This window comes from Brevibacillus borstelensis (assembly GCF_037834415.1).
In the GTDB taxonomy this organism is placed as follows: domain Bacteria; phylum Bacillota; class Bacilli; order Brevibacillales; family Brevibacillaceae; genus Brevibacillus; species Brevibacillus borstelensis_A.
Map to the genome: position 1 here is coordinate 61,643 of NZ_JAUMSJ010000009.1, position 22,688 is coordinate 84,330.

At 52.8% G+C, this 22,688-nt stretch carries 22 protein-coding genes; 4 read left to right on the forward strand and 18 right to left on the reverse strand.

Annotated features, from left to right (window positions below):
* Nucleotides 1-291: 291 nt before the first annotated feature.
* From Q3F21_RS10365 to Q3F21_RS10390, 6 genes are all read right to left on the reverse strand, one after another.
* Entirely contained in the window at nucleotides 292-804 is a 513-nt protein-coding gene (locus Q3F21_RS10365) for an adenine phosphoribosyltransferase (RefSeq protein WP_340252122.1), read from the reverse strand.
* A gap of 13 nt (nucleotides 805-817) precedes the next feature.
* Nucleotides 818-3,175, reverse strand: coding sequence for a single-stranded-DNA-specific exonuclease RecJ (recJ, locus tag Q3F21_RS10370; RefSeq protein WP_340252124.1), 2,358 nt, complete (start codon nucleotides 3,173-3,175; stop codon nucleotides 818-820).
* A 67-nt stretch (nucleotides 3,176-3,242) separates the two neighbouring features.
* Nucleotides 3,243-4,163: a cation diffusion facilitator family transporter gene (locus tag Q3F21_RS10375; RefSeq protein WP_340252126.1), complete on the reverse strand. Its 921-nt coding sequence runs from the start codon at nucleotides 4,161-4,163 to the stop codon at nucleotides 3,243-3,245.
* Between the two features lie 76 nt (nucleotides 4,164-4,239).
* Nucleotides 4,240-5,181, reverse strand: a complete 942-nt coding sequence (gene secF, locus Q3F21_RS10380) for a protein translocase subunit SecF (protein WP_340252129.1) — start codon at nucleotides 5,179-5,181, stop codon at nucleotides 4,240-4,242.
* A complete protein-coding gene (gene secD, locus Q3F21_RS10385; protein ID WP_340252131.1) occupies nucleotides 5,171-6,409 on the reverse strand; it encodes a protein translocase subunit SecD in 1,239 nt (412 codons plus the stop codon). The genes secF and secD overlap by 11 nt, the downstream gene beginning before the upstream one ends.
* A gap of 246 nt (nucleotides 6,410-6,655) precedes the next feature.
* On the reverse strand, nucleotides 6,656-6,883 hold the full coding sequence (locus Q3F21_RS10390; RefSeq protein WP_425341240.1) for a post-transcriptional regulator: 228 nt from the start codon (nucleotides 6,881-6,883) through the stop codon (nucleotides 6,656-6,658).
* A gap of 97 nt (nucleotides 6,884-6,980) precedes the next feature.
* On the opposite strand from Q3F21_RS10390, the gene spoVB reads away from it, so the two are divergent.
* Nucleotides 6,981-8,567, forward strand: a complete 1,587-nt coding sequence (gene spoVB / locus Q3F21_RS10395) for a stage V sporulation protein B (RefSeq protein WP_340252133.1) — start codon at nucleotides 6,981-6,983, stop codon at nucleotides 8,565-8,567.
* Nucleotides 8,568-8,583: 16 nt separating this feature from the next.
* Here spoVB and Q3F21_RS10400 read toward each other — a convergent pair whose 3' ends face one another.
* Together Q3F21_RS10400 and corA are read right to left on the reverse strand one after the other, a co-directional pair.
* Nucleotides 8,584-9,300 (reverse strand): DUF421 domain-containing protein, encoded by a 717-nt coding sequence (locus Q3F21_RS10400; protein WP_340252135.1) that lies wholly within the window; start codon nucleotides 9,298-9,300, stop codon nucleotides 8,584-8,586.
* 84 nt (nucleotides 9,301-9,384) lie between these two features.
* Nucleotides 9,385-10,362 carry a magnesium/cobalt transporter CorA gene (gene corA, locus Q3F21_RS10405; RefSeq protein WP_340252138.1) on the reverse strand — a complete coding sequence of 326 codons (978 nt, stop codon included), beginning with the start codon at nucleotides 10,360-10,362 and terminating at the stop codon, nucleotides 9,385-9,387.
* Between the two features lie 130 nt (nucleotides 10,363-10,492).
* On the opposite strand from corA, the gene Q3F21_RS10410 reads away from it, so the two are divergent.
* Complete coding sequence (locus tag Q3F21_RS10410; protein WP_340252139.1) at nucleotides 10,493-10,864, forward strand: TIGR04086 family membrane protein; 372 nt, start codon at nucleotides 10,493-10,495, stop codon at nucleotides 10,862-10,864.
* A gap of 93 nt (nucleotides 10,865-10,957) precedes the next feature.
* Here the strand turns inward: Q3F21_RS10410 and yajC are convergent, their stop codons facing one another.
* From yajC to Q3F21_RS10455, 9 genes are all read right to left on the reverse strand, one after another.
* Nucleotides 10,958-11,272 carry a preprotein translocase subunit YajC gene (gene yajC / locus Q3F21_RS10415; protein ID WP_340252141.1) on the reverse strand — a complete coding sequence of 105 codons (315 nt, stop codon included), beginning with the start codon at nucleotides 11,270-11,272 and terminating at the stop codon, nucleotides 10,958-10,960.
* Nucleotides 11,273-11,283: 11 nt separating this feature from the next.
* Nucleotides 11,284-12,414 carry a tRNA guanosine(34) transglycosylase Tgt gene (tgt, locus tag Q3F21_RS10420; RefSeq protein ID WP_340252143.1) on the reverse strand — a complete coding sequence of 377 codons (1,131 nt, stop codon included), beginning with the start codon at nucleotides 12,412-12,414 and terminating at the stop codon, nucleotides 11,284-11,286.
* An 87-nt stretch (nucleotides 12,415-12,501) separates the two neighbouring features.
* The gene (gene queA, locus Q3F21_RS10425) at nucleotides 12,502-13,530 is read right to left on the reverse strand and encodes a tRNA preQ1(34) S-adenosylmethionine ribosyltransferase-isomerase QueA (protein ID WP_340252146.1); all 1,029 of its coding nucleotides are present in this window, start codon (nucleotides 13,528-13,530) and stop codon (nucleotides 12,502-12,504) included.
* Between the two features lie 38 nt (nucleotides 13,531-13,568).
* A complete protein-coding gene (locus tag Q3F21_RS10430; protein ID WP_340252148.1) occupies nucleotides 13,569-15,650 on the reverse strand; it encodes a SpoIID/LytB domain-containing protein in 2,082 nt (693 codons plus the stop codon).
* Between the two features lie 252 nt (nucleotides 15,651-15,902).
* The gene (locus tag Q3F21_RS10435; RefSeq protein WP_251871222.1) at nucleotides 15,903-16,121 is read right to left on the reverse strand and encodes a DUF2905 domain-containing protein; all 219 of its coding nucleotides are present in this window, start codon (nucleotides 16,119-16,121) and stop codon (nucleotides 15,903-15,905) included.
* Entirely contained in the window at nucleotides 16,118-17,119 is a 1,002-nt protein-coding gene (ruvB, locus tag Q3F21_RS10440) for a Holliday junction branch migration DNA helicase RuvB (protein WP_340252157.1), read from the reverse strand. The genes Q3F21_RS10435 and ruvB overlap by 4 nt, the downstream gene beginning before the upstream one ends.
* Nucleotides 17,120-17,123: 4 nt before the next feature.
* On the reverse strand, nucleotides 17,124-17,741 hold the full coding sequence (gene ruvA / locus Q3F21_RS10445) for a Holliday junction branch migration protein RuvA (protein ID WP_340252159.1): 618 nt from the start codon (nucleotides 17,739-17,741) through the stop codon (nucleotides 17,124-17,126).
* Nucleotides 17,738-18,238: a crossover junction endodeoxyribonuclease RuvC gene (gene ruvC, locus Q3F21_RS10450; protein ID WP_340252161.1), complete on the reverse strand. Its 501-nt coding sequence runs from the start codon at nucleotides 18,236-18,238 to the stop codon at nucleotides 17,738-17,740. The genes ruvA and ruvC overlap by 4 nt, the downstream gene beginning before the upstream one ends.
* A 142-nt stretch (nucleotides 18,239-18,380) precedes the next feature.
* Nucleotides 18,381-18,572, reverse strand: coding sequence for a hypothetical protein (locus Q3F21_RS10455; protein ID WP_003387589.1), 192 nt, complete (start codon nucleotides 18,570-18,572; stop codon nucleotides 18,381-18,383).
* A gap of 162 nt (nucleotides 18,573-18,734) precedes the next feature.
* On the opposite strand from Q3F21_RS10455, the gene Q3F21_RS10460 reads away from it, so the two are divergent.
* Complete coding sequence (locus Q3F21_RS10460; protein WP_340252310.1) at nucleotides 18,735-19,829, forward strand: hypothetical protein; 1,095 nt, start codon at nucleotides 18,735-18,737, stop codon at nucleotides 19,827-19,829.
* Nucleotides 19,830-19,883: 54 nt separating this feature from the next.
* Here Q3F21_RS10460 and Q3F21_RS10465 read toward each other — a convergent pair whose 3' ends face one another.
* Nucleotides 19,884-20,453, reverse strand: coding sequence for a BofC C-terminal domain-containing protein (locus Q3F21_RS10465; RefSeq protein ID WP_340252164.1), 570 nt, complete (start codon nucleotides 20,451-20,453; stop codon nucleotides 19,884-19,886).
* 189 nt (nucleotides 20,454-20,642) lie between these two features.
* Between Q3F21_RS10465 and Q3F21_RS10470 the strand changes: the two genes are divergently transcribed.
* Nucleotides 20,643-22,631 (forward strand): bifunctional 2',3'-cyclic-nucleotide 2'-phosphodiesterase/3'-nucleotidase, encoded by a 1,989-nt coding sequence (locus Q3F21_RS10470; RefSeq protein ID WP_340252166.1) that lies wholly within the window; start codon nucleotides 20,643-20,645, stop codon nucleotides 22,629-22,631.
* Nucleotides 22,632-22,688 lie beyond the last annotated feature (57 nt).

The following is a 22,688-nucleotide window of genomic DNA, read 5'->3' on the forward strand; positions in this document are numbered from 1 at the left end:
TTTTTGCGAAGCCTTAGCCTTATAAGCACGGGACGTGCGGGTGTCGGCATTCGACAGAAGTTTGTGTGTAGCCAACCACTCATGCCTGTGATCGTATAAAAAAAGCTTCATGGGAAGCTCTCGGAGAAGCTGACGTTATTTCGAGGTTGCTCGTTCTCCTTTCATCCAAACGCAAAGGAGGAAAATGAAAACTGTCTATTTATCCTATTATCTTGTATGTCCATTGTAATGTAAAGGTGATTCTTGCAGGACGCGGGAAAAACAAAAAAACGGGCATGAGCCCGTCTTTCTTTAGTACTGCACGAGTGATTTTACTGGAATGTCACCCAGTTTTTGACGCCCCTCCAAATAGGAGAGTTCAATAAAAAATGCCGCGCCCACGACAATTCCTCCCAGCTGCTCAATCAGCTGGATCGTCGAAGTGATCGTTCCCCCGGTTGCCAGCAAATCATCGGCAATCAGCACACGCTGACCGGGCTGGATCGCATCCACGTGAACGGCAAGCGCATCCTTTCCGTACTCCAGATTGTACTCGGCCTTGATCGATTCGTACGGCAATTTGCCCGATTTGCGGATCGGCACAAAGCCGACACCGAGTGCGTACGATAGCGGAGCCCCGACGACAAAACCGCGCGCTTCCGGGCCTGCGATCACCTCCGCGTTTACTTCGCGGGCAAAAGTGGTCAATTCCTCAATCGCCGCTTTATAGGCAGGGCCATCCTTTAACAATGTCGTAATATCCTTGAAGCGAATACCCGGTTGTGGAAAATCAGGAATCACGCGAATGTACGATTTAAAATCCATGAAAAAATTCCCCCTACGCGGTGGTCGCTGCCACCTGCTGTTGAAAATGTGTGACCAGAGAATCGTACGAAGAAAGCAGCAGTTCCGTTACCAATTCGCTTTCTTCTTTCCATTCCGTATACAAGCGGGAACTGTCAAGCGGACGCTTCGCAGCTTCGGGGTTGAGCCTGATGGACTCCGCATCCATTTGAATAAAGCCCAACTCCGCGAATACGGCAAGCATTCCTTCCAGAACATCCCGCTTCAGCTTCAACCTGCGTGCCATCGCATCCAGATGAATCCGTTGCACCAGGGGAACCTGCAGGAAAAATTGATACACCAGTTTAAATTGTTCCCGGCCCGGGCAAGAGATTCGCTCCAGTCCAAGGTCCGGATCTCCAAACAGACAGTAAATGCGTTCCGCCCGCTCCAGATACGCAACCGCCCTGGCGAGATCGCTTCGCGTCCTGGGCAGATCGTAGAGAATCACACTCGATCTGGCTACGGCATCGGCCATCTGGCCTGGCGAGAGGTACAACAAGCTGTCCGTGCTGCCCCCGAGCGCGGCTGCGGGAAACAGCTCCTCGTGGCTCTCCTGCCGAAACAGGATCGTCAAGCTTGACGTACTGTCCTGCAGCTTCCGCCATTTCGCAAGCTTATCCCTGCAGCCTCGCCAATCAAATATTTGCCGGTGAGGCACGGCGATGTCGCGAATCGTGATTTGCGGCTTTCGATTTCCGTTCCATTCATTTACCGACATCTCGCCAAGGACCTCGTAACGAGCTTTGGATGTCACCTCCGAGACGATGTGCGCCCAATGAAAGCCGATCGCGTCGATCTGGCAGGAGTCCTTTACCAGCGAGCATTTCAAGTGGGTATCGTCGCGACCGATCGTCCGCATACCCGACGCTTCTACGTCGTTTACCAGCACGAGCGGCGTCGGATTGCCCATCCCGAAAGGAGCGAGCTGCTCCAGCTGCTCGGCAGTCTCCAGCGTGATTTCCGTCATTTCCAAGGCCACGTCAGCCTTCGTCAGCGGAATAAAATCCTCGTCGTCCAGCCATTCGAACGCCAGTTTATTTAGCTGTTTGCGAAAAGGCTCCAGGTTATCCACAGGCATCGTCATCCCCGCAGCCATGGTGTGCCCGCCAAAATGAGGGAGCCATTCCTTGCAGGCGGTGAGGGCCTCATACATGTCGAACCCGGCAATGCTTCTTGCAGAGCCCTTTGCCGTCCCCTTTTCAGGATCGATCCCGAGAACGATGGTCGGCCGGTAAAATTTTTCTACCAGGCGCGACGCCACAATTCCCACTACGCCCACATTCCAGCCTTCCTTGGCGACGACGAGGACCCTGTTTTCGTCCAAAGGGTATTGTTCCAGCACCATGCTGACGGCTTCGTCGGTCATTTTCTGGACAAGCTCCTGCCGCTCTCGATTCAGTTCATCCAACTGCTGGGCAGCTTCCTCCGCTTCCTGTCCATCCTCGGTTGTCAAAAGCTTGACGGCTGCTGCTGCTGTCTCCAAGCGCCCTCCCGCATTCAGCCTAGGTCCGAGGGCAAATCCGACGTGGCCGGCAGTCAGCTTTTCGGCATCCGCCAAACCGCTTACTTTGATCAGCGCCTGCAAGCCCGGATTGCGGGTATGATTCAGGCGCTGCAGTCCGAGCTTCGCCAAAATCCGGTTCTCGTCGACCAGCGGCACCAGGTCGGCGATCGTGCCGAGCGCAGCCAGATCGGCCAGATCGAGCGGCGGCTCCTCCAGCAGCGCATGGGCCAGCTTGAAAGCGACGCCCACGCCTGCGAGCATGTCAAACGGATAGGAGCACGCGGGCTGCTTGGGATTGATCACGGCAAATGCCTCCGGGATAACCTCCGGAGGTTCATGGTGGTCCGTCACAATGACGTCCAGACCCAGTTGTTTGGCAAAGTCGACTTGCTCCACGGCGCTGATACCCGTATCGACGGTAACAACCAGCTTGAAGCCCCTCTCATGAATCTGAGATAAAGCATCCTTATGTAAGCCGTAGCCTTCCGTGAAGCGGTTGGGAATATAGTAATCAAACACGGCGCCCATCCGTCTCATCAAGTGAACCATGAGCGATGTCGAGCTCACCCCGTCGGCATCGTAATCCCCGTAAATACAGATCGGCTCTTTGCGCTCGATGGCCTGACGGATTCGATACACGCTGCTCTCCATTCCGTGCAGGGCAAACGGATCATGGAAGAGCTCCGGGCCCGCATGCAGAAATTCTTTTGCGCGCTGGGGAGAATCAATCCCGCGGATCGCGAGAAGCTTGGCTACCAACGGAGCCAAACCGCACTCACGGGCTATCGACTCTGCCAGCTCATTATCGTACGCAGCCAGTTGCCAGCGTGTTTTCGCTCTCAGCATAGGGCTTCCTCCAATCCTCATTCATTATAGAGGAAAGTAAGGGAGGCTGACAACAGGAGAAAGCGCTTTATTGGTCCAACCGGGCGGAGCGGTCGGCAGGCCCGGGATCGTACGGATTGACATGAACAAACACATCGCGCACATCGGGAAACTGGGACAGCAAAGCTTGCTTTACTTCTTTTCCGATTCTGTGCCCCTCTTCCACTGTCATGTGCGGGTCGACACCGATCTTCACATCGACAATCTGATAATGGCCGTGCTCTCTGGCACGCAGCGAGTCGATTCTGATCACGCCTGCGACTGCTTCGATGGCCTGGCGCAGCCCGACTGTCTGATCTTCGTGCAGAACGTGGTCCAACGCGTTGTGAATGGACTCGCGCATGATCTCGTAGGCCATTTTTAAAACGAGAATGGAAACGAAAATACCGGCAATCGGATCGAGGTACAGCAACCACGGAAGCTCGTAGCGCCCGCCCAGAATGGCCCCGCCAATCCCGAGCAATGCGGCAAAAGATGAAAACACATCGGACCTGTGTTCAAACGCATTGGCGATCAGGGAGGGACTGTTCAGTTCTTTTCCCAGCTTGTATTTGTAGCGAAACATCCATTCCTTGATCAGCATCGAGCCTACAGCTGCCCAGACAGCAATGAAGCCGGGGGGCTCCAGCGGTGTAAACAGCGACTTCACCGATGCAGACCCGATTTCGAAGCCGACGACCGCGAGCAGCACCGAGACGATAATCGCTGCAATCGATTCCGCTTTCCCGTGTCCGTATGGATGATCCTCGTCAGGCGGACGCTCTGCGGCCTTTAGGCCAATCAAAACAGCCACGGAACCGACGACATCGGAAGCGGAGTGCACCGCATCGGCAATGAGTGCTTGCGACTTGGCCGCCATGCCGATGATCAGTTTGGCAACAGCCAATGCGATATTTCCGATAATGCCGACCCATGCGCCAAACTGCGCTTTCGCCAAACGATTGTCCATTCACTGCTGCCTCCCTTCTGGGGATTTTGTGCTATAGAGTAAAAAACCGCGGGGGATTCCCCGCGGTATCGTTCAATCAGCTCTCAGTTGGAGCCGGAGAAAGACGTTTTTTTGCCAGTTCCCGTTTTTTCAAGGTAACCCATACCTGCGCAGCTACGAAGATCGAAGAGTACGTACCGCTCACCAGACCGAAGATCAAGGCCAGGGAGAAGTTGCGGATGCTCTCGCTGCCCAATACGGCAATCGCGACCGCAGTCAGGAAGACTGTCCCTACGGTAAATACGGAGCGGCGCATCGTCTGCCACAAGGAGACGTTGACCAGATGCTCCAGATCTTCGACCGTTTTGGACTTCATCGTTCTTAGGTTTTCCCGAATCCGGTCAAAAATTACGATCGTATCGTTAATCGAGTAACCGACGATCGTCAAAATCGCCGCGATAAACGTCAAGTCCACTTCCAGGCGGAAGACGGAAAACAGAGCGATCGGTATGAATACGTCGTGGATCAGACCGATGATGCAGGCAATCCCAAAGAGGAACTGGAACCGGATCGCGATGTAAATAATAATCCCGATCCCCGCGACGGCAACGGCAATCGCCGCTTTTTGCACCAGTTCTCTTGCGATGCTCGGGTCAACCGTAGCCTCTTGCTTGGATACTTGCTCGCCGTATTTCGCTTTCAAAGCGCCCTCCAGCTTCTGCAATTGATCGGCCGGAATCGTGTGGTCAAAACGCGTTTGCGCCTGATCCTGTTTGTCGCCGTATTTCGTTACTGGAGTGAATACCGTATCCGGAACGTTTTCTTTAATGATGTTTTCGATGTCAGCTGTCTGGAATTCCTTTCCTACGTAAATATCCAGGCGAGTACCGGATTTGAAATCAACGCCGAGGTTCAATCCCATAACCAGCATGCAAATCAAGCCGACGATCAAAATCGTTGCGGAAAGCATGTAAAATTTTCGTCTATTCTTTACGATGTCAAACTTGATGACATCCTCGTGTTGTCTTTTAGAGCTCACCGATTTCACTCTCCTTTACACCGAACCAGACAGGCTTTTTAATCAAGTTGGCTCGGACGAGCAGCCCCAGAAGCAAACGGGAGCCAAATACGTTGGTCAGCAAGCTGACGATGATCGTCATCGCAAGCACGACCGCGAAGCCCTGAATGGAGCTTGTCCCAAAGTAGAAAAGAACACCGGTAGCGATCAGCGTAGTGACGTGTCCATCCACAATCGTAATCAGCGAGCGGCGTTCACCCGCACGGAACGCGGACAAAATCGTCTTGCCGGAGCGAATTTCCTCTTGAATCCGCTCGTAGGTAATAATGTTGGCGTCGACCGCCATCCCCACGGACAAAATAAAGCCGGCAATACCAGGCAAGGTAAGCGTGGCATCCATCCAGTCGAGCACTACGATACTCAAATAGGTAAACGTCGCCAGCATGATATTGGCTACCAGGCCGGGAAGGCGATACACCACAAGCATAAAGACAAAGATCAAAGCCGCACCTACATAGCCGGCGTTAATAGTTTTTTGCAATGCAAGCTTACCGAGAGACGCGCCGACAGAGGTAACCTGCTTTTCAACCAGTTTGGCTGGCATCGCGCCGGAATTCAGCAGGTCTGCCATTTCTTGCGCCGATTCAACTGTATAGTCACCGGAGATTTGCGCATTTCCGCCTGTAATGACGTTTTGAATAACCGGATTGGTCATCATCGTTTCATCCAGGAAGATCGCCATATGTTTATGCAAATTCTCCCTTGTGATTTGTTCCAGCTTTTTCGGATCGGAGATTTTCAGGGTAACGACCGGCCGCTTCAGGTCGTCATAGCCAACCCCCGCACCGCCGGGCGCCAGGTCGCTCCCTTTCAAGATAATCTGGCCCTGCTCATCGCGGAACGTCAGCACTGCCGGTTTTCCGATCAATTCACGAAGCTTGTCCTGATCGGCAGCCTGTGACGCGATCTTTACGCGAAGGCGGTTGGGTAGCTCGGTTTCAATGACGGGTTCCGCCACTCCCCCGATGTTGATCCGCTTCTCGACCATGCGCGCGGTCGCTTTCAACAGCTCGATATCCACCTTCTGGTTAGCCTCCATCGGCTCTACCACGTAGAGGATCTCAAAGCCGCCCTGCAAGTCCAAGCCAAGTGTGATCTTGCCTGCCACCTGTGTAGTTGTCGTGGTCATCAATGTTGCCAGGACCCCCACGATAACCAGGAACAGGAGGAATCTTCCCCATTTAATCATCTAGTAATACCCCTCTTTCCTTCCAGGGTTCCGTCGGTTGACGCGAAACCAATAGACCCATTATAGCGAAGTAAGAAAAAACGTGTCAATTTTTGCAGGAAGGCGGAACCATGGTAACCAACTCCTCGTTTAGCAAATAGGTTCCTATTTGCACATCTGCAATGAAAGGCCCGCTGAAGGAAAAGCTGCTGCGAGCCTGTTACCCATTGCTTCCTCCCTTTACGAATAGACAGCAAAAAAGTTTCATTAGGAATTTTTGTACATTTGCAGCATCAAGTAATTCATGTATTTATTCGGCTTTAACGACAAGATATCGTTGACCAGCTGATGCAGCGGCGGCTCCTGCTTGTAGCTGCTGGCCACGCATTCCCAGATATCCTTCGGCCCTACGTTGTCATACCCCAAGAGGCAGAATTCCTCTGCCTTGCTCTCGCATAAGCCGGCTACCTGCGCATACCACTGATCCATCTCCATCTGTAATCCCCCTTTAAAATAGTCATGCTGTCGGCGGCACGTCCATATTCTTATAGTGCACACTGTTCTTGAAATTTCGGCGGTAAAGGAGCCTGCCATGAGACAGTCTTTCTTCTACGGAACCATAATTTTGATCATTGCCGGTGGCGTCACGAAATTGCTCGGTTTCGCCAACAGAATCGTGCTCTCCCGTATCATTGGCGCGGAAGGAATGGGACTTTACCAGATGGTCGTCCCGCTGCTTTACTTCCTGATAACGTTGACCACCTTTGGCATGCCGGTAGCAATCGCAAAGCATGTGGCGGAAACGGAAGCGGCCAGCGATACGCGCCAATCCAGACGCTTTCTGATGCTGGCGCTGGGCGTAACCGGGGCGATCAGCGTGGTGCTTTGTACCGTTTTGTTCGCCTTTTCCGGTCCGATTGCCCGTCTCTTTTTTGCCGACCCGCGAGCACATGTAGTCTTGCTGGCAGCCATACCGGTCATTCCCATCTCAAGTATCTCCATGGTTTTGCGCGGCTACTTTCAAGGAAAGCACAACATGACGCCTACAGCTGTCTCTCAACTGGTCGAACAAATTTGCCGGATAGCTCTGGTCGTCGTCATGACCATTTCGTTTATGCCGTTTGGGATTCAGTACGCAGCGGCTGGTGCGGTCGGAAGCATCATCGTTGGCGAAGCGGCAGGCTTTTTGTACATCCTGTGGCAGTATCGCCTGGCTACGCAGAAAACAGCCGCACAGGTATGGGACCGCCCGCTCCTGGCATCCATGATCAACAGCCGAAACAGTTTACGTCAATTGTTTCACGTTTCGCTTCCGGTAACGATGAGCAAGCTGATCGGCTCGATCGCCTATGTGATGGAACCGATGATCGTTCCTTTTGGGCTGACATTGGCCGGGCTGTCTACCGCAGCCGCGACGGGCTTGTACGGACAGTTTGCGGGCATGGCTGTGCCGCTATTGCTGTTCCCCACTTTTCTTACCTATTCCTTGTCCGTGTCGCTCGTTCCTGCTGTAGCCGAAGCCGCTTATCAAAAAAATGCTCCGCTCGTGCATCGGCGCATCTATCAAGCGATGCGGATAACACTCGTGATCGGAGCACCTTGTACCGTCCTGTTGTTTATTTTTGCCGAACCTCTTTCTGGACTGCTTTACGGCGATGGTCAATCGGAGGTCGGCATCCTGCTTAGGGAATTGGCCCCGTTCTCCGTCTTTCTCTTCTTCCAGGCGCCTCTGGCAGCCGCTCTGCAAGGACTTGATTTTGCTCATGTGGTGTTTCGCAATACGCTGATCGGAGCTGTGGTCAAAACAGTGGCGATGTTTGTCTTTACAGCCAGACCGGAGTTTGGCATTCACGGCGCTGTCATTGCGACTAACATCGGCATTACACTGGTGACATTCCTGCACATTGCCAGTCTGGTAAAGAAAATCGGGTTTACGGTAGATATTGTAGAAATGGGGAAAATCGTCGCGGCTATGTTTGCGATGGGCTATTCCGGTTCCTACATGGCTTCGCACTGGTTTGCTGACGTTTCGGTTGGCCGCTTGCTATTGATCTGTTCGTTGGCCAGCATGCTTTTGTATCTCTTGCTGCTCGTCGCTTTCCGTATTTTGGGGAAGCAGGACGTACGCCGCATTCCGTGGATCGGAGAACAGCTGGCCGTCTTTTTTCCACGCCGCTGATACTTGCGTTGGCGGCTTATTGCTTTTTCTTCCTGTCTTTTTTATCCAGGTAGATGATGCCGCGTTCGTCGATACTGCAAAATGAAACGTCACGAATATCCTTGATCCCGTATTTGCGAATCTCCCGCTTCAGCCATAGCTCGTTTTGTCCGATTTTGCGCAAAGCTTGAACCCGGACTTTGCCGTCCAATATCAGCGGGATCGGCAAGCCAGTGAAGGTTACCGGACCTTTCGGCGGCGGGTCCGGCATGTTCAGATCCTCGCGGGTCAACGGGGTTTTTGACTGCTTGGGGAAAACGCTCATCTGGCCGGTCGGCTCCATCACAGCAAACTCTACATCCGCCAGATTCTTTATATTTTTTTGCCGCAGATGAACCATCAGATCGTCATAGTTGAGCCGATTTCGCCGCATGGCGTCCTCGCGAATCTCTCCGTTCTCGATAATCAGATCGGCAGAGCCATCTATGACATCCCGTACTTTTTTACTCTTCAGTGAAAGCCAGGAGATTACGATCTCCATTAAGCAAATCAACAGCATCGGTATATAAAACAGGCTTGCTTGTTTGTCGATCTGCTCGATAGACAAGACGGCCATCTCCGCCAGCATGATGGAGATGACCACATCGAATACGGAGAGCTTCCCCAGTTCCCGTTTTCCCATCAAACGAAGCAGGACCAAAATGAAGAAATACGAGAACACCGTGCGCATGAGCGCCGTTGGCAAATCTTCCATGGAAGTCGACCCCCTCACGCAGAGATTTGTTTATAGTCTCCACGTGAGGTTCATCAACTATAAGCTCCAAATTTGGCTAAATTGTCACAGCCACTTCCGCTTTCGGAAAATGTGCAGCATGACAAAGGTCATCGTAATCATGACGGTCAAGGCCACGATCAGCATGTACGGCTCCGCTGCTTCGCCAAGCCAGCTGAAGGTGTTCATTCCGAACAGACCGGTAATAAAGGTCAAGGGCAGAATGATTGTCGAGATAATGGTCAACACCCGCATCGTTTCGGTCGTTTTGGCGCTGATGATCGTATAGTACGTATCGAGCGCACCGTTTACCAAATCGCGAAATGTCTCGGTGGAGTCTGCGATACGCTCCAGGTGGTCGGTCAGGTCAGTGTAGAACGGAACGTTTTCCTCGGAAATGTCAAAGGAATAGCGCCCATTGACATTTGCAAAAATTCGTTTCTGCGGCAGGATCACGCGGCGGATCAAAATAATCGTCCTTTTCAACGCCAGAAATTCTTCCGTGATCTCTTCCATCTGGTGATCAAAAATTTCGTCCTCCAGCTCGTCAATCCGCACGCTGATGCGATCCATGATCGGGAAATATTCATCGGTAATACCGTCGACGATGGCATAAAGCAGATAATCAGGTCCACGATTCAAATAGGAGATATTGCGGTGACAAATGGAGGCGATGCGTCCGATCGTATTCATCGGCGATTTGTGAATCGTGACGATATAGTTGGGCCCGAGAAACACGTTCAGTTCTACCGTAGTAATTTCGTCGTCGCTTTCTTCATTGTATCGCAAAGCGTGAAACACGAAGAAATAGTAATCATCGTATTTATCCACCTTTGCACGTGGGCTTACGTGCAAGCAATCCTCGATAGCCAGCGGGTGAAACTCAAAAATCTTGGCGATGTACTGCAGCTCGTTGTTTCCCACATCGTACAGATCAATCCAGAGAAGATCCTCCGGTGACTTCAGGAATTCGTCTTTCTTGCTGAGGTCCACATCATGAAACATTTTCTGTTCCGAGTGGTTGTAGAAATAAGTTTTGATCATGCTTTCTCACCCCCGTCTGGTTCCTCATCCATTCTACGAAAATTCTTCATGATGTTCAACGCGAAGATGAATACCGAGGTCAAGCCTCTCATATAGATGGTACAAACTTGACGTGTAAGGAGGGTTATCCTTGCGAAGTGCTTCCACCTCAGTCTTTGCCGGGCTTTTGTACACGCTTGGCCTTGTCCTTTTGGGCGCCTTGATGGCTGCCTTGCTTCTCTCTTTCACATCCATACGCGAGAGCTCCCTGCCCTATTTCACTTATGTGATCAATGTGATTGGACTGTTGGTTGGCGGATACGTCACCGGGCGGCGGTGCGGCGGCAAAGGCTGGTACTACGGCGGTCTGACAGGACTTTTCTACTTCCTGCTGGTCAGTCTGATCGGCTTTCTCGGTTTTGACGCACCGATGCAGTGGGTGACGTTTCTTTACCTGATCGGCGCTTTTCTGTTGGCATCCATCGGGGGAATCATGGGAGTAAACGCCGCCTCCAAACGGTAAGCTGTTATTTCCCGAAGGCGGAATCAAGCGACATAAAAAAAGGGGGAGCCGCAAAGTCTCGACACGACTTCGGGGTCCCCTTTTTTCTGGCATCTATGATTTAGACTCTTCCTTTGTTTCCTTGGAATCGGATGCGGCAGGCTCATTGCTGCTGGACACCACGTTGTTGATGGCGCCACGGTCAAAGGTGACGTGTACGTTGTGAGCGATACGCAGTGTGACCGTGTCATCGGAAAGATCCTGAATCGTCCCGTGTACACCGCCGATTGTTACAACCTTGTCCCCTTTTTTAATGGAAGACAGCATCGCGTTGCGCTGCTTTTGCCGCTTTTGCTGCGGGCGAATCAGCAGGAAATAAAAAATCACAAACATGATAATGATGGGTAGAAATTGTTGGTAACCTTCCATGGGAGTCCTCCTTAAAAAGATCTATCTTCACTCAATCCATATTGAGCGAAAAACTGGTCTCGAAAATCGCCGAGGCGGTCTTCGGCAATCGCCTGCCGCACTTCTTTCATCAGGTTGACCAGGAAGTGCAGATTGTGATACGTAGTCAATCTGATGCCAAATGTCTCTTCTGCCTTCACCAGGTGGCGAATATAGGCACGGGTGTAGTTCTTGCAGGTGTAACAGCTGCAGTTCGGGTCCAGCGGCCCGAAGTCCCGCGCATACTTGGCATTGCGGATGACCAGCCGTCCCTGGCTTGTCATGCATGTCCCATTTCGCGCAATTCGGGTAGGCAAAACGCAGTCAAACATGTCGATTCCCCGCATGGCCCCTTCAATCAGGGCGTCAGGAGAGCCTACGCCCATCAGATAGCGAGGCTTGCCGGACGGCAACAGCGGTACCGTATGTTCGAGAATTTCATACATCAGCGGGAACGGTTCACCGACGCTAAGCCCCCCGATCGCGTATCCGGGGAAGTCCATCGCGACGAGATCGCGCGCGCTTATTTCCCTCAGGTCCTTGTACATCCCGCCCTGCACAATTCCGAAAAGCGCCTGCTCATTTGGACGCGTATGCGCTTTCAGGCAGCGCTCGGCCCAGCGGCTCGTTCGTTCCATTGACTGTTTGACGTAATCGTACTCGGCTGGATACGGGGCACACTCGTCAAACGCCATAAAAATGTCTGCACCCAGCGCATTCTGAATCTGCGTAGCCTCCTCCGGTCCGATAAACAGCTTTTCCCCGTTCAAATGGGAGCGGAAGGAGACGCCTTCTTCTGTGATCTTGCGCAAATTGCTCAGACTAAAGACCTGAAAACCGCCAGAATCGGTCAAAATGGCGCGATCCCAGTTCATGAATCCGTGCAATCCTCCTGCTTCCCTGACGATTTCATGTCCGGGACGCAAAAAAAGATGGTATGTATTGCTGAGAATAATACCGGCCCCAAGCTCTTTCAATTCCTCGGGACTCATGGTTTTTACGGTCGCTTGTGTTCCCACCGGCATAAACACAGGAGTGTCGATGGTCCCATGCGGCGTATGCAGCTTCCCGAGGCGGGCCCCCGTTTGCTTGCAAGTTTTGATTAGTTCATAGCGGACAGCCAAATTATGTACACTCCTCAAGAATGTAATTCCTTCCTATTATATAGAAACTGGCTCCAGAGCACAAGAAAAACCGGGCTCTCCCCGGCTTTAAATCAACAGCATGGCATCGCCGAAGCTAAAGAAGCGATACTCTTCCTTGACAGCGACCCGGTAGGCGTTCATGATGTGTTCCCGTCCTGCCAGAGCGCTCACCAGCATGACCAGGCTTGACTTGGGCAAATGGAAGTTGGTCAACAGGCCGTCGATGATCCGGAAACGGTACCCGGGGTAGATAAAAATATCCGTCCATCCCGATTCCGCCGCAAGCCTGCCGTCATGAGCCTTGCCAACCGTCTCGAGTGTCCGGCAGGACGTGGTTCCAACCGCGACTACGCGTCTCCCCTCTGTTTTGGCGGCATTGACGATGTCAGCGGTCTTTTGAGGAATTTCATAGTACTCGCTGTGCATGACGTGCTCTTCCACCACATCGGCAGTCACTGGGCGAAATGTGCCTAAACCGACGTGCAGCGTAATGTATGCGATTTGTACCCCTTTTTCTTCGAGCCGCTTCAGGTACGCTTCCGTAAAATGCAGCCCGGCTGTCGGCGCTGCGGCCGATCCCCGCTCTTTTGCATAAACGGTCTGGTACCGCTCCTGGTCATCCAGCTGGGCGTGGATGTAAGGCGGGAGCGGCATCGAGCCGAGCTGATCCAAAATCTCGTAAAAGATTCCTTCGTAATGGAAACGGACAATTCTCCCGCCACTCTCTGTTACCTCTTCACATATGCAGCGCAATTGCCCATTCCCGAAGACCACCTCCGTGCCGGGTTTTACCCGCTTGCCGGGCTTGACCAAGGTTTCCCAGCGGTCTTCTCCCAATGCCTTCAACAGCAGCACCTCTATTTTTGCGCCTGTATCCGCTTTTTCCCCGATCAGACGTGCGGGGAGAACGCGACTGTCGTTTAAAACGAGCACATCCCCCGCATTCAAATAATCGATCAGGCTTGTAAACCCACGATGTGCCAGCGCTCCTGTCTGCTTGTCCATGACGAGCAGGCGCGAAGCAGTCCGATCTTCCAGCGGATGCTGGGCAATTAATCGCTCAGGCAATTCAAAATCAAATTGTTGTACGTCCACAAGTATTGCTCCTCACTGATCAGTCGACGCATCAAATTCTAGTACCGTTCGATCGATACGTCCTGGTAGTAGTGTTGCAAGATTTTCCGGTAGTCATACCCTTCCTCGGCCATCGCTTTGGCCCCGTATTGGGACACACCAAGTCCGTGACCGTAACCGGTTCCGCGGAACAGGAACATCTGCTGCTTTGTAGCGACCCGCCACTCATTGGAACCATTCCAGATGAGGAACTTGTCATTGTATCCATTGGCCTGCGACACGGCGCCATCGGCACCGACCGCCATGACGCTTCCGTATTTGGGATAGGCAGTGCTTTTGCCGCCAGCGCCCAGCACCGTAAATGTCCCAGTCTCTTCCACGTCGAACTTCGTGCTTCGCAATGCTGCTCCGCCTTGTTGGAAAATGGAACGGTGGGCATCTGGTGATGAAACCTTCAGCGGGCGGCCATTGGCCTCCATCTCCAGCACCCGGCCGGATGGTCCGCGTTTCGCAACACCAAGCGTCTGGACGACACCGCTCACTCGCGCACCCTTGTTTTTGTCCTGGCTTGCGTTAATCATCGCCGTCACCTCTTCAGCCGTGTACGGCCCTCTCGTCCAGCTGTAGGCGTTTTCCTCCGGCTCTTCTGTGATGATCGCAACCGTTGTTCCTGTGGAGAGCGAGGCCAGGACGCGATGATATGCGGTACTCGGTCCGGAGCGCAGGTTGGTCCCGTCGCCAGTCACCACGGCCTCTCTCAACCCAAGCGGGTTGACTCCGCCGTTTGGCGAAGCGAGATCGCTGCGGATAAAGCCGACTGTCCCGTCACCGAGCGCAACCTGATACCATAATGCCGCCTTTTCCAGCGGTTCCTTGTCATCGCTCGTAACGGAACGAATGTAAGGGACCGGATTGCCCCACACTTCCGTGCCGTCGGCGGTAACGCCTCCCGCATTGGAATAAAACAGCGATTCGACGGCTTTGCCTTTATATGTAATGACCTCTCCCTCAGTCTCGTCCACAGCCTTGCGGATGTCTTTCGATTCTTTGTCAAACCCGTAGTACGCCTGCTCAAAGACCGTATCGGAGAGATTGGCGATCCCGTACTTGCTGCCCTGTCCGACCGCTCTCGTCCGCGCGAGCACCGCCTGTGTTTTTAAAGCCTCAAGCGGCCAGCCTGGCGCCATCTCCGAGCCTACTACGCCGTATAGATATTGCTCCAGCGGCAGTTCGTTGATGACAGCCATATTTCCTTTGTATTCCGAGAGTTCAATTTTCCCGCGATACTGGCGGCCATCCCGTTCTTCTACCTGGACAAGCGGCTCCGAGCCTACTTTCTCCGGCTTTACAGTCAGTGTCGTCTGGGAAGAGAAAGCGTATTTCCATACCGGTTCGGAGCCGACCATGTCTTTTTTCAGCACGACGTAGGCTTTGCTGGCCGCTTCTTGATAGGCGAACCCCGGAAATGCCGAGGCAGCTTTGTTTGCCAGCTTTTGCACCGCATCCTTGCTGACCTCGTCCCCCAACCAGACTGCGTAGGAGAGCCTGCCTCCGTCGAGCAGCATGACAGGATAGGCAGATATGCCGGAGGATGAAAAGGCTGTTTGCCAATCCTGCGCTTCTTTCAAACTGCCAAAACGCCCTGCTTCGACACGCATCGGTCCCTTCACCACAGACTGTTGACCCGTGGCTTGGGCAATTGTTTTGACTTGGGCCGAGGCAGCCTGAAGCGTGTCGTAGGTACCGCTGACCACTTGATACACCCGTTTGCCGCCCTGCTCGCTTTGCTGTATGGAGGAGTCGATCTTTCGTTGACTCAGCTGCTGGGCCACCTGCTGAGCCCGGTTGAGATCGCTTGTCTCGAAGGCCTGTACATAGTATTCATCCACACGCGCCCTGACCGTATCTCCTGTCAAAGCGGGCAGCTGTGCAGCCCCGTCTCTTGTTCTCATGGATACTTCCAGTCCGCCGGCTGCTGTCAATGTTACCGAAGGAACCACTCCCCGGTAACCCTGTCCATTATCGATAAACAGTGCAACCCGTATCGTATCGCCGGCCGCCTGGGCCGGAATCTGCACCGCAAGTAGCGAAACCGATATCAGGCCCGCTGAAAGGACTTTTCCTATTTTCCGCTTCCACATGACGTCTGTCCTTCCTCTCACCTGAATTTTGGAAAGTCGAATTTTGGCATGAACTCCCATGTTTTTCGACAAAAGCGGGGGCGTTTCCTGCCCCGATCGAACAATTTGGGTCTCGAGTTGCAAGTCATGCGAAGTTTGCGCAGCTGGTACCCAACTTTCCTTCGAGAGGCGGCTGCCTGTTTTTCGCCGCCGCACTTGTCCATGAAAAAGAACCCGCGTCAATGAGACACGCGGGCTCTTCGCATCTATCCGTCATTTAAACAAGCGAAACAAATAGGAAGCCAATGACAACACGATACTGATTACGATGCAGGTGACGACCGGAAAGTAAAACTTCACGTTCTCTTTTTCGACAACAATGTCCCCAGGCAGACGGCCCAATGGAAGAAATCTTCCTCCCACCTGCCACAACAGGCCAATGACGATCAGAACAGCTCCTCCGATGATCAGCAGTTTGGCTACCGGATTCATGTTTTTTTCATCTCCCGACCGAAATGTTCATAAGCGGCAGGCGTGGCAACGCGGCCTCTCGGCGTTCGCTGCATAAAGCCGATCTGAAGCAGGTAGGGCTCGCAAACATCTTCGATCGTTTGGCTTTCCTCGCCGATCGTCGCGGCAATCGTATCCAGCCCGACCGGGCCGCCGTCAAACCTGTCGATGATCGCGAGCAGCAGCTTATGGTCAATATGATCCAAACCGCATGCGTCCACCTGAAGCCGCTCCAGGGCTTCCCTGGCGATTTCCGCGGTCACGACGCCGTCCCCCTGCACTTGCGCAAAGTCCCTCACCCGTTTCAACAGGCGATTGGCGACACGCGGTGTCCCGCGAGAACGTTTGGCAATTTCGGCAGCTCCTTCTTCGCGAATACCGATTTGCAAAATATCTGCGGCCCGGCTGACGATAAACGTCAACTCCGGGACTGTGTAAAATTCCAGGCGATTTACAACTCCGAAGCGGTCGCGCAGCGGCGAAGAGAGCATCCCGGCTCGGGTAGTCGCACCGACGAGCGTAAACGGGGGAAGATCCAGCCGGACACTGCGGGCACTCGGTCCTTTCCCGATAATGATATCGAGCGCAAAGTCCTCCATCGCCGGGTACAATACCTCTTCCACGCTCCTGTTCAGGCGGTGGATCTCATCGATAAACAGCACGTCGCCTTGCTGAAGATTGGTCAGAATGGCCGCCAAATCCCCAGGACGTTCAATTGCCGGCCCTGATGTTGTGCGGATGCTGACCCCCAATTCGTTGGCGATAATTTGGGACAAGGTAGTTTTCCCCAGCCCCGGCGGCCCGTAGAGCAGTACATGGTCAAGTGCTTCCTTGCGCATCTTGGCCGCTTCGATAAATACCTTCAGATTATCTTTAGCCTGTTGCTGTCCGATATATTCATGCAAATAACGGGGGCGAAGGCTGAGCTCTGCCGCATCCTCCTCCCAGTTCATTTGTGTCGTAATGATGCGCTGGTCCACTTCGCTACCCCCTCATAAACAAGGCAAGCCCCTGCTTGATTAATTGTTCGACCCCGGCGCCATTTTTTGCCGCTTCCGAAAGCGTTCCGCGTATTTTTTGAATCTCCAGGTCGGAATACCCCAACGCTTCAAGCGCATCCAATGACTCCTGGAGAGCGGAAGCCGCCGTTTCACCGGCCTTGAGCTCAGTCGCTGCGACCGACTGGAATGCGGAAGGGGTAAAGGCCGTGAGCTTATCCTTCAAATCGAGGATGAGCCGTTGTGCGGTTTTTTTCCCAATCCCCGGAAACTTCGTCAAATACGAGACATTCTCCTGTTGGACAGCCATGACGATTTGTTCAGGGGTCGCCGCAGCGAGAATCGCCAGACCCCCTTTCGGTCCGATCCCGGAGACGTCCAGCAGCTTGCGGAACAGGTCTCGCTCCTCCCGGGTGGGAAAGCCGTAGAGCAGGATCGCATCCTCGCGCACATGATGATGCGTAAACAGCTTTGTCTTGGCTCCCTCAAATCTAACAAAATGGTATGGGTTGGGACAAAACAGGCGGTAACCGATTCCTCCCGCCTCCACCACGACAAAATCAGAATCCAGATAGGCAAGGGTGCCCTCCACAAAATCAATCATTTCGGTACTCCTTCCGCGAGGGAAATAAATGTTCGAAATTGCGCATGGGTAATGGCAATTCCCAAGGCATCGGCCACATCGTCCGGCTTTGGCGTTTCCTTTAACCGAAGCAGCATCTTCGTCATCTCCTGAATCTGCTTTTTCTCCGCTCCGCCGTATCCGGTCACCGCCTGTTTTACCTGCATCGGCGTATATTCGTACACGGGAATCCCCGCCAGTTCGGCTGCGAGCAGGATAACGCCGCGCGCCTGGCCGACGGTAAAGGCAGTCGTGACATTTTTGTTGAAGAACAGCTTTTCTACCGCCATCTCATCCGGTTTGTATGTATCGAGCAGGGTTTGCATCGCTTCAAAGATCTGTTTTAATCTGAGCGGGACAGACAAACCCGCTTCCGTTTGGATGCTGCCGTATTGAACAGGCTTTAATTGATTGCCTTGTTTGTCTATCACGCCAAACCCGACAATCGCAATTCCGGGGTCAATCCCGATGATGTGCATGGCCCACAACTCCAAGTCGTTTGGTTTCTGTACTTAACTGTACCATAAAGGAAGAAAAAAGCGAACGTGCATTTCCATCTTGTCTGCCTCTCTCCCATGAAAAAATCCGCCCCTGCTTAGGGACGGACTTTTGCGGCGGCAGCTAGTGTTTGTTCATTCCAAGCGCATCAGCTTCGTCATGCTGCATGTGTGCATATTCATCCACATCATTTCGCATCTGTTCCTGGATCTGGTTGATCTGACGATAGTTCAGCTTGTTGTGCCCCTGGTTTAATTGAACGTACAAACGCTGATGGAACTGGTCTTTGTAGCTTCCTCTCGGCATCGAAGACATGCTCCAAGACTCCTCCTTGACCGCCGCTTGACATCAGTATGGGGAAAGATGTCTGTCGTTATAATGGAAAAAATTTTCCCTTCCCCCGCCCGCATTTGATGAACACTCTCGGCCATTCCGGCGCAAACTAGGACAAGAAAAGGAAGCGCTTCTCGTTTGGAGGTGGCAAACCTGCTTCGCATTCCGCTGTCTTTCCTTTTATCCATATCGCTGCTGTTTGCTCCCGTATCGGCAGCTACAGCTGCCAAGAAACGCGACGACATGACGATCAGCATCCGCGTCTCCCCCGGCGCGTCTTTCGTATCCCGGCTCACCGTCGAACAGGAGAGCGGATTGGTCCGCGCTATCACGCGCAGCCCGTTGGGAAGTCCGATCCAGGAGCCTCGTCCGGTGCGGGCTACGGTGCAAATCAGCGCAGATACGTATCTGTTGGGCTTCGACGGTCTGTTCTTTGATCAAAAGCGCAAACGGGTCGTGCGTCTTTCCCCGGAAACCTTCAGGCAGCTGGATGCCTATGTATCTTTGCTGGAGACCCGGCACTACGGAAAACCGATTCCCTGGAGCGAGGCTCGTCAGGAATTCAGGCGCATGAGCTATGCGACCGTGATTGACATCGAGACCGGAAAAAGCTTTCGCGTACAGCGGCGGGCTGGAAGCAGGCACGCCGACGTGCAGCCGCTTTCCCGCGAAGACACGTTCATCATGAAACAGATTTATCAGGGAAAGTGGAGCTGGAAGAGACGGGCCATCCTCGTTGAGGTGAAAGGAAAGCACTACGCGGCTTCCATGCATGGCATGCCTCACGGATCCGGAGCGATCCGGGGCAATCAGTTTCCGGGCCATTTCTGCATCCACTTTCAAGGAAGCTCCACCCATCGAAAAAAAGAGCCTGATCCCAGCCACAGCCTGATGATCCTGAAAGCTTCAGGGAAGCTGTACGAAGCCATTCAAACAGCTGATCCACAGCAATTGACCGACTATTTCCTTACCTCCTTGCACGAGCACGACTCCTTCTCGCTGGAGGTAGTTTACGGTACAAACCCGCTTCCACCCTTTCTGGAGAAAATCGATTCCGTCAAGCGGAAAACCGAGTTTAAGCCGTGGCATGACGATGCATCGCTTACTGTCGACATCTCTGTTCCCGTCTCTTTTTTTTACAAGCAAGGACGTGAGCAGAGAGAGCGGTGGACCTTTACGGTGGCTCGCTTGTCTCCGCTGGACCCTTGGCGAATTTGCACCGTAACAGCCGCCAAATAGGTGTTCCAGTTTCTTTTTGGGCAGAAAAAAAGGCTTCCCTTTTTGGGCAGCCTTCTATTCATTCCCTGCACCGATCTGAAATTCGCCAAAGGTGGACAGGACACTGTTGTACTCAGCCAGGTCTCGGACACGGATGCCTTTTTTCAAAGACTCCACTTGTTCTTTCGATAATCTCGCTTCCATCTTTTCCGTGTTGATCCGGTAAAAGGTCTGGACGACTTCCGCCTCTTCGGGCAGGCCGTTGAACAGCGTAAGCATTCCGTCTTTGGATATTCCGAAGTGTCCGTTCGCCTTGCACTGAGGCGCAATATCGTTCTCGCGCTTGAATAAAATCAGCTTGTCCGGCTCAGCCGACACGATTTCCCAGCCGTTGTGGGAGGCCAAGGTTTCCGCCAGCTCATTGCGCGGAATCTGGGACACTTCTTCGGATTTGACGCCGCAAAGATAGGTTTTGGCCAGGACGACCTGGTAGCCGTTGCTCATCGCCCCGACGCTGTCCGCCTTATTGAGAAAAAGCAGTCCTTCCTGCTGTTTGCCCATCATATTGTCAAGCAATATGCCGCCTGCCAAACCGACTGCCAGAGCAGCAGCCCACGCCATGTATATCATCCACTGCCGTCTCATTTGCTATACTACTCCTTCTACCTCGTTTTCTACCAGTCTGACCGAAATGGAAGGAAAGCATACATTCAGTCCCCCAACATTCCCATCTTTACGACAAATGAACAAAGGAACTTCTACCAATTCCATTCATTAGGTGATAAACTGGCTTTGACTGTCATATTTTTCTTTATAATGGAGGAATGCTATTTTATGAAAAAGGTGAGCACCAACAAGCTTGTCGGTTGTTTGCTGACTGCGACTCTTGCCGCGGGCGTATTGTCCTTCCCGTACCATACAGTCAGCGCAAACGCGGAAGCTACACTGAAGCTGCGACTCCTGGAAACGACTGACCTTCATACCAATATCGTCAATTACGACTATTACCAGGACAAGCAGACAGACGAGTTCGGCCTGGCAAAAACCGCAACGCTGATCAAAGCAGCCCGCGAGGAAGCGAAAAACTCCATGCTCTTTGACAACGGCGACCTGATTCAAGGAAATCCTCTGGGCGATTATGTAGCGAAGATTGAGCCGCTGAAAGACGGACAAACCCACCCTGTCTACAAGGCGATGAATCTGTTGAACTATGATGCGGGCAATATCGGCAACCACGAGTTCAACTTCGGCCTTGAACACCTCCAGCGCAGCCTGAAAGGCTCCAAATTTCCGTATGTAAATGCAAACGTTTACGTCGATGACAAAGACAAGAATCCTGACAACGATAAAAACTACTTTACGCCTTATCTGATCCTGGACCGCACCTTCAAGGACGAGGCAGGCAAGGACGTCAAGCTGAAGGTCGGCGTGATCGGCTTTGTTCCGCCACAAATCATGAACTGGGATAAAGAGAACCTGCAAGGCAAAGTCATTGCCAAGGACATCGTGGAGACTGCGAAGAAATTTGTGCCGGAAATGAAGAAACAGGGAGCAGACCTGATCGTCGCGATCCCTCACTCCGGTATCGGACCAGTGGAAGCAGGTCCTGATCTGGAGAACGCCAGCTACCAGTTGACCAAAGTAGAAGGCATTGACGCTGTTCTGTTCGGTCACTCCCACTCTGTTTTCCCGGGAGCCGGCTTCGAAAATATTCCCGGCGTAGACAACGAAAAAGGCCTGATCAACGGAAAACCGGCAGTCATGCCCGGATTCTGGGGCAGCCACCTCGGCGTGGTAGACCTCACGCTGAAAAAGGAAAACGGCAAATGGGTAGTGGCGGAAGCTGCTTCCAAGGCAGTCCCTATTTTTGACAAGACAGAGAAAAAACCGCTTGTCGACGCAGAACAGAAGATCTTCGAAGCCGTGAAGGAAGACCACGATCACACCGTCGCATGGGTACGCTCTGCGGTAGGAAAGACGACTTCTCCGATCTTCAGCTATTTCGCACTGGTTCAGGACGATCCGTCCATTCAGATCGTGACCAATGCACAGAAGTGGTTTGTCGAGAAGAATATTAAAGGAACGGAATACGAAAACATCCCCGTTCTGTCAGCGGGTGCACCGTTTAAAGCAGGCGGCCGCAACGGCCCCGCTTACTACACGAACATCCCTGCCGGAACGATCGCGATCAAGAACGTATCCGACCTGTACATTTATCCGAACACGCTGAAGGGCGTACTGGTCAACGGCTCCCAGTTGAAGGATTGGCTGGAGCGCTCCGCCGGTCAGTTCAACCAGATCGACGTGAAGAAAACAGATGAGCAGCCTCTCATCAATGAAGCATTCCCGACTTACAACTTCGATGTGATCGACGGGGTAACCTATCAAATCGACGTAACCCAGCCATCCAAGTTCGACCTGGACGGGAAAGTTGTGAATCCGAACGCAAACCGCATTAAAAACCTGCAATACGAAGGGAAGCCAGTCAAACCGGAAGACAAGTTCATCATCGCAACCAACAACTACCGCGCCAATAACGGCGGGAAATTCCCGGGCGCTGACGGCACTACCATCGTCATCGATTCTCCCGATGAGAACCGTCAAATCGTCATCGACTACATCCTCAGCCAAAAAGAAATCAACCCGGCTGCGGACAACAACTGGTCCTTTGCTCCGATAAAGGAAAAAGTAAATGTCACCTTTACCACCTCTCCGGACGCCAAACCGTTTGCTGAAAAAATGTCTCATCTCAAATTCGTGAACACCCTGGAAAACGGCTTTGCGAAATTCAGCATCGATCTTTCCAAAGCAGGCTCCAAATAAGCAGAGGCGCCCTTTTCGGCGCTGCCTCTGGCGAGAGAAAAAAGCTGATGGCTGAAA

Bases quoted from the DNA above. Each gene is read 5' to 3' on its own strand.
- Q3F21_RS10365 (WP_340252122.1), bottom strand. From the start codon at position 804: ATGGATTTTAAATCGTACATTCGCGTGATTCCTGATTTTCCACAACCG.
- recJ (WP_340252124.1), bottom strand. From the start codon at position 3,175: ATGCTGAGAGCGAAAACACGCTGGCAACTGGCTGCGTACGATAATGAG.
- Q3F21_RS10375 (WP_340252126.1), bottom strand. From the start codon at position 4,163: ATGGACAATCGTTTGGCGAAAGCGCAGTTTGGCGCATGGGTCGGCATT.
- secD (WP_340252131.1), bottom strand. From the start codon at position 6,409: ATGATTAAATGGGGAAGATTCCTCCTGTTCCTGGTTATCGTGGGGGTC.
- Q3F21_RS10390 (WP_425341240.1), bottom strand. From the start codon at position 6,883: ATGGAGATGGATCAGTGGTATGCGCAGGTAGCCGGCTTATGCGAGAGC.
- spoVB (WP_340252133.1), top strand. From the start codon at position 6,981: ATGAGACAGTCTTTCTTCTACGGAACCATAATTTTGATCATTGCCGGT.
- Q3F21_RS10400 (WP_340252135.1), bottom strand. From the start codon at position 9,300: ATGGAAGATTTGCCAACGGCGCTCATGCGCACGGTGTTCTCGTATTTC.
- corA (WP_340252138.1), bottom strand. From the start codon at position 10,362: ATGATCAAAACTTATTTCTACAACCACTCGGAACAGAAAATGTTTCAT.
- yajC (WP_340252141.1), bottom strand. From the start codon at position 11,272: ATGGAAGGTTACCAACAATTTCTACCCATCATTATCATGTTTGTGATT.
- Q3F21_RS10430 (WP_340252148.1), bottom strand. From the start codon at position 15,650: ATGTGGAAGCGGAAAATAGGAAAAGTCCTTTCAGCGGGCCTGATATCG.
- Q3F21_RS10435 (WP_251871222.1), bottom strand. From the start codon at position 16,121: ATGAATCCGGTAGCCAAACTGCTGATCATCGGAGGAGCTGTTCTGATC.
- ruvA (WP_340252159.1), bottom strand. From the start codon at position 17,741: ATGATTGATTTTGTGGAGGGCACCCTTGCCTATCTGGATTCTGATTTT.
- ruvC (WP_340252161.1), bottom strand. From the start codon at position 18,238: ATGCACATCATCGGGATTGACCCCGGAATTGCGATTGTCGGGTTTGGC.
- Q3F21_RS10455 (WP_003387589.1), bottom strand. From the start codon at position 18,572: ATGTCTTCGATGCCGAGAGGAAGCTACAAAGACCAGTTCCATCAGCGT.
- Q3F21_RS10465 (WP_340252164.1), bottom strand. From the start codon at position 20,453: ATGAGACGGCAGTGGATGATATACATGGCGTGGGCTGCTGCTCTGGCA.
- Q3F21_RS10470 (WP_340252166.1), top strand. From the start codon at position 20,643: ATGAAAAAGGTGAGCACCAACAAGCTTGTCGGTTGTTTGCTGACTGCG.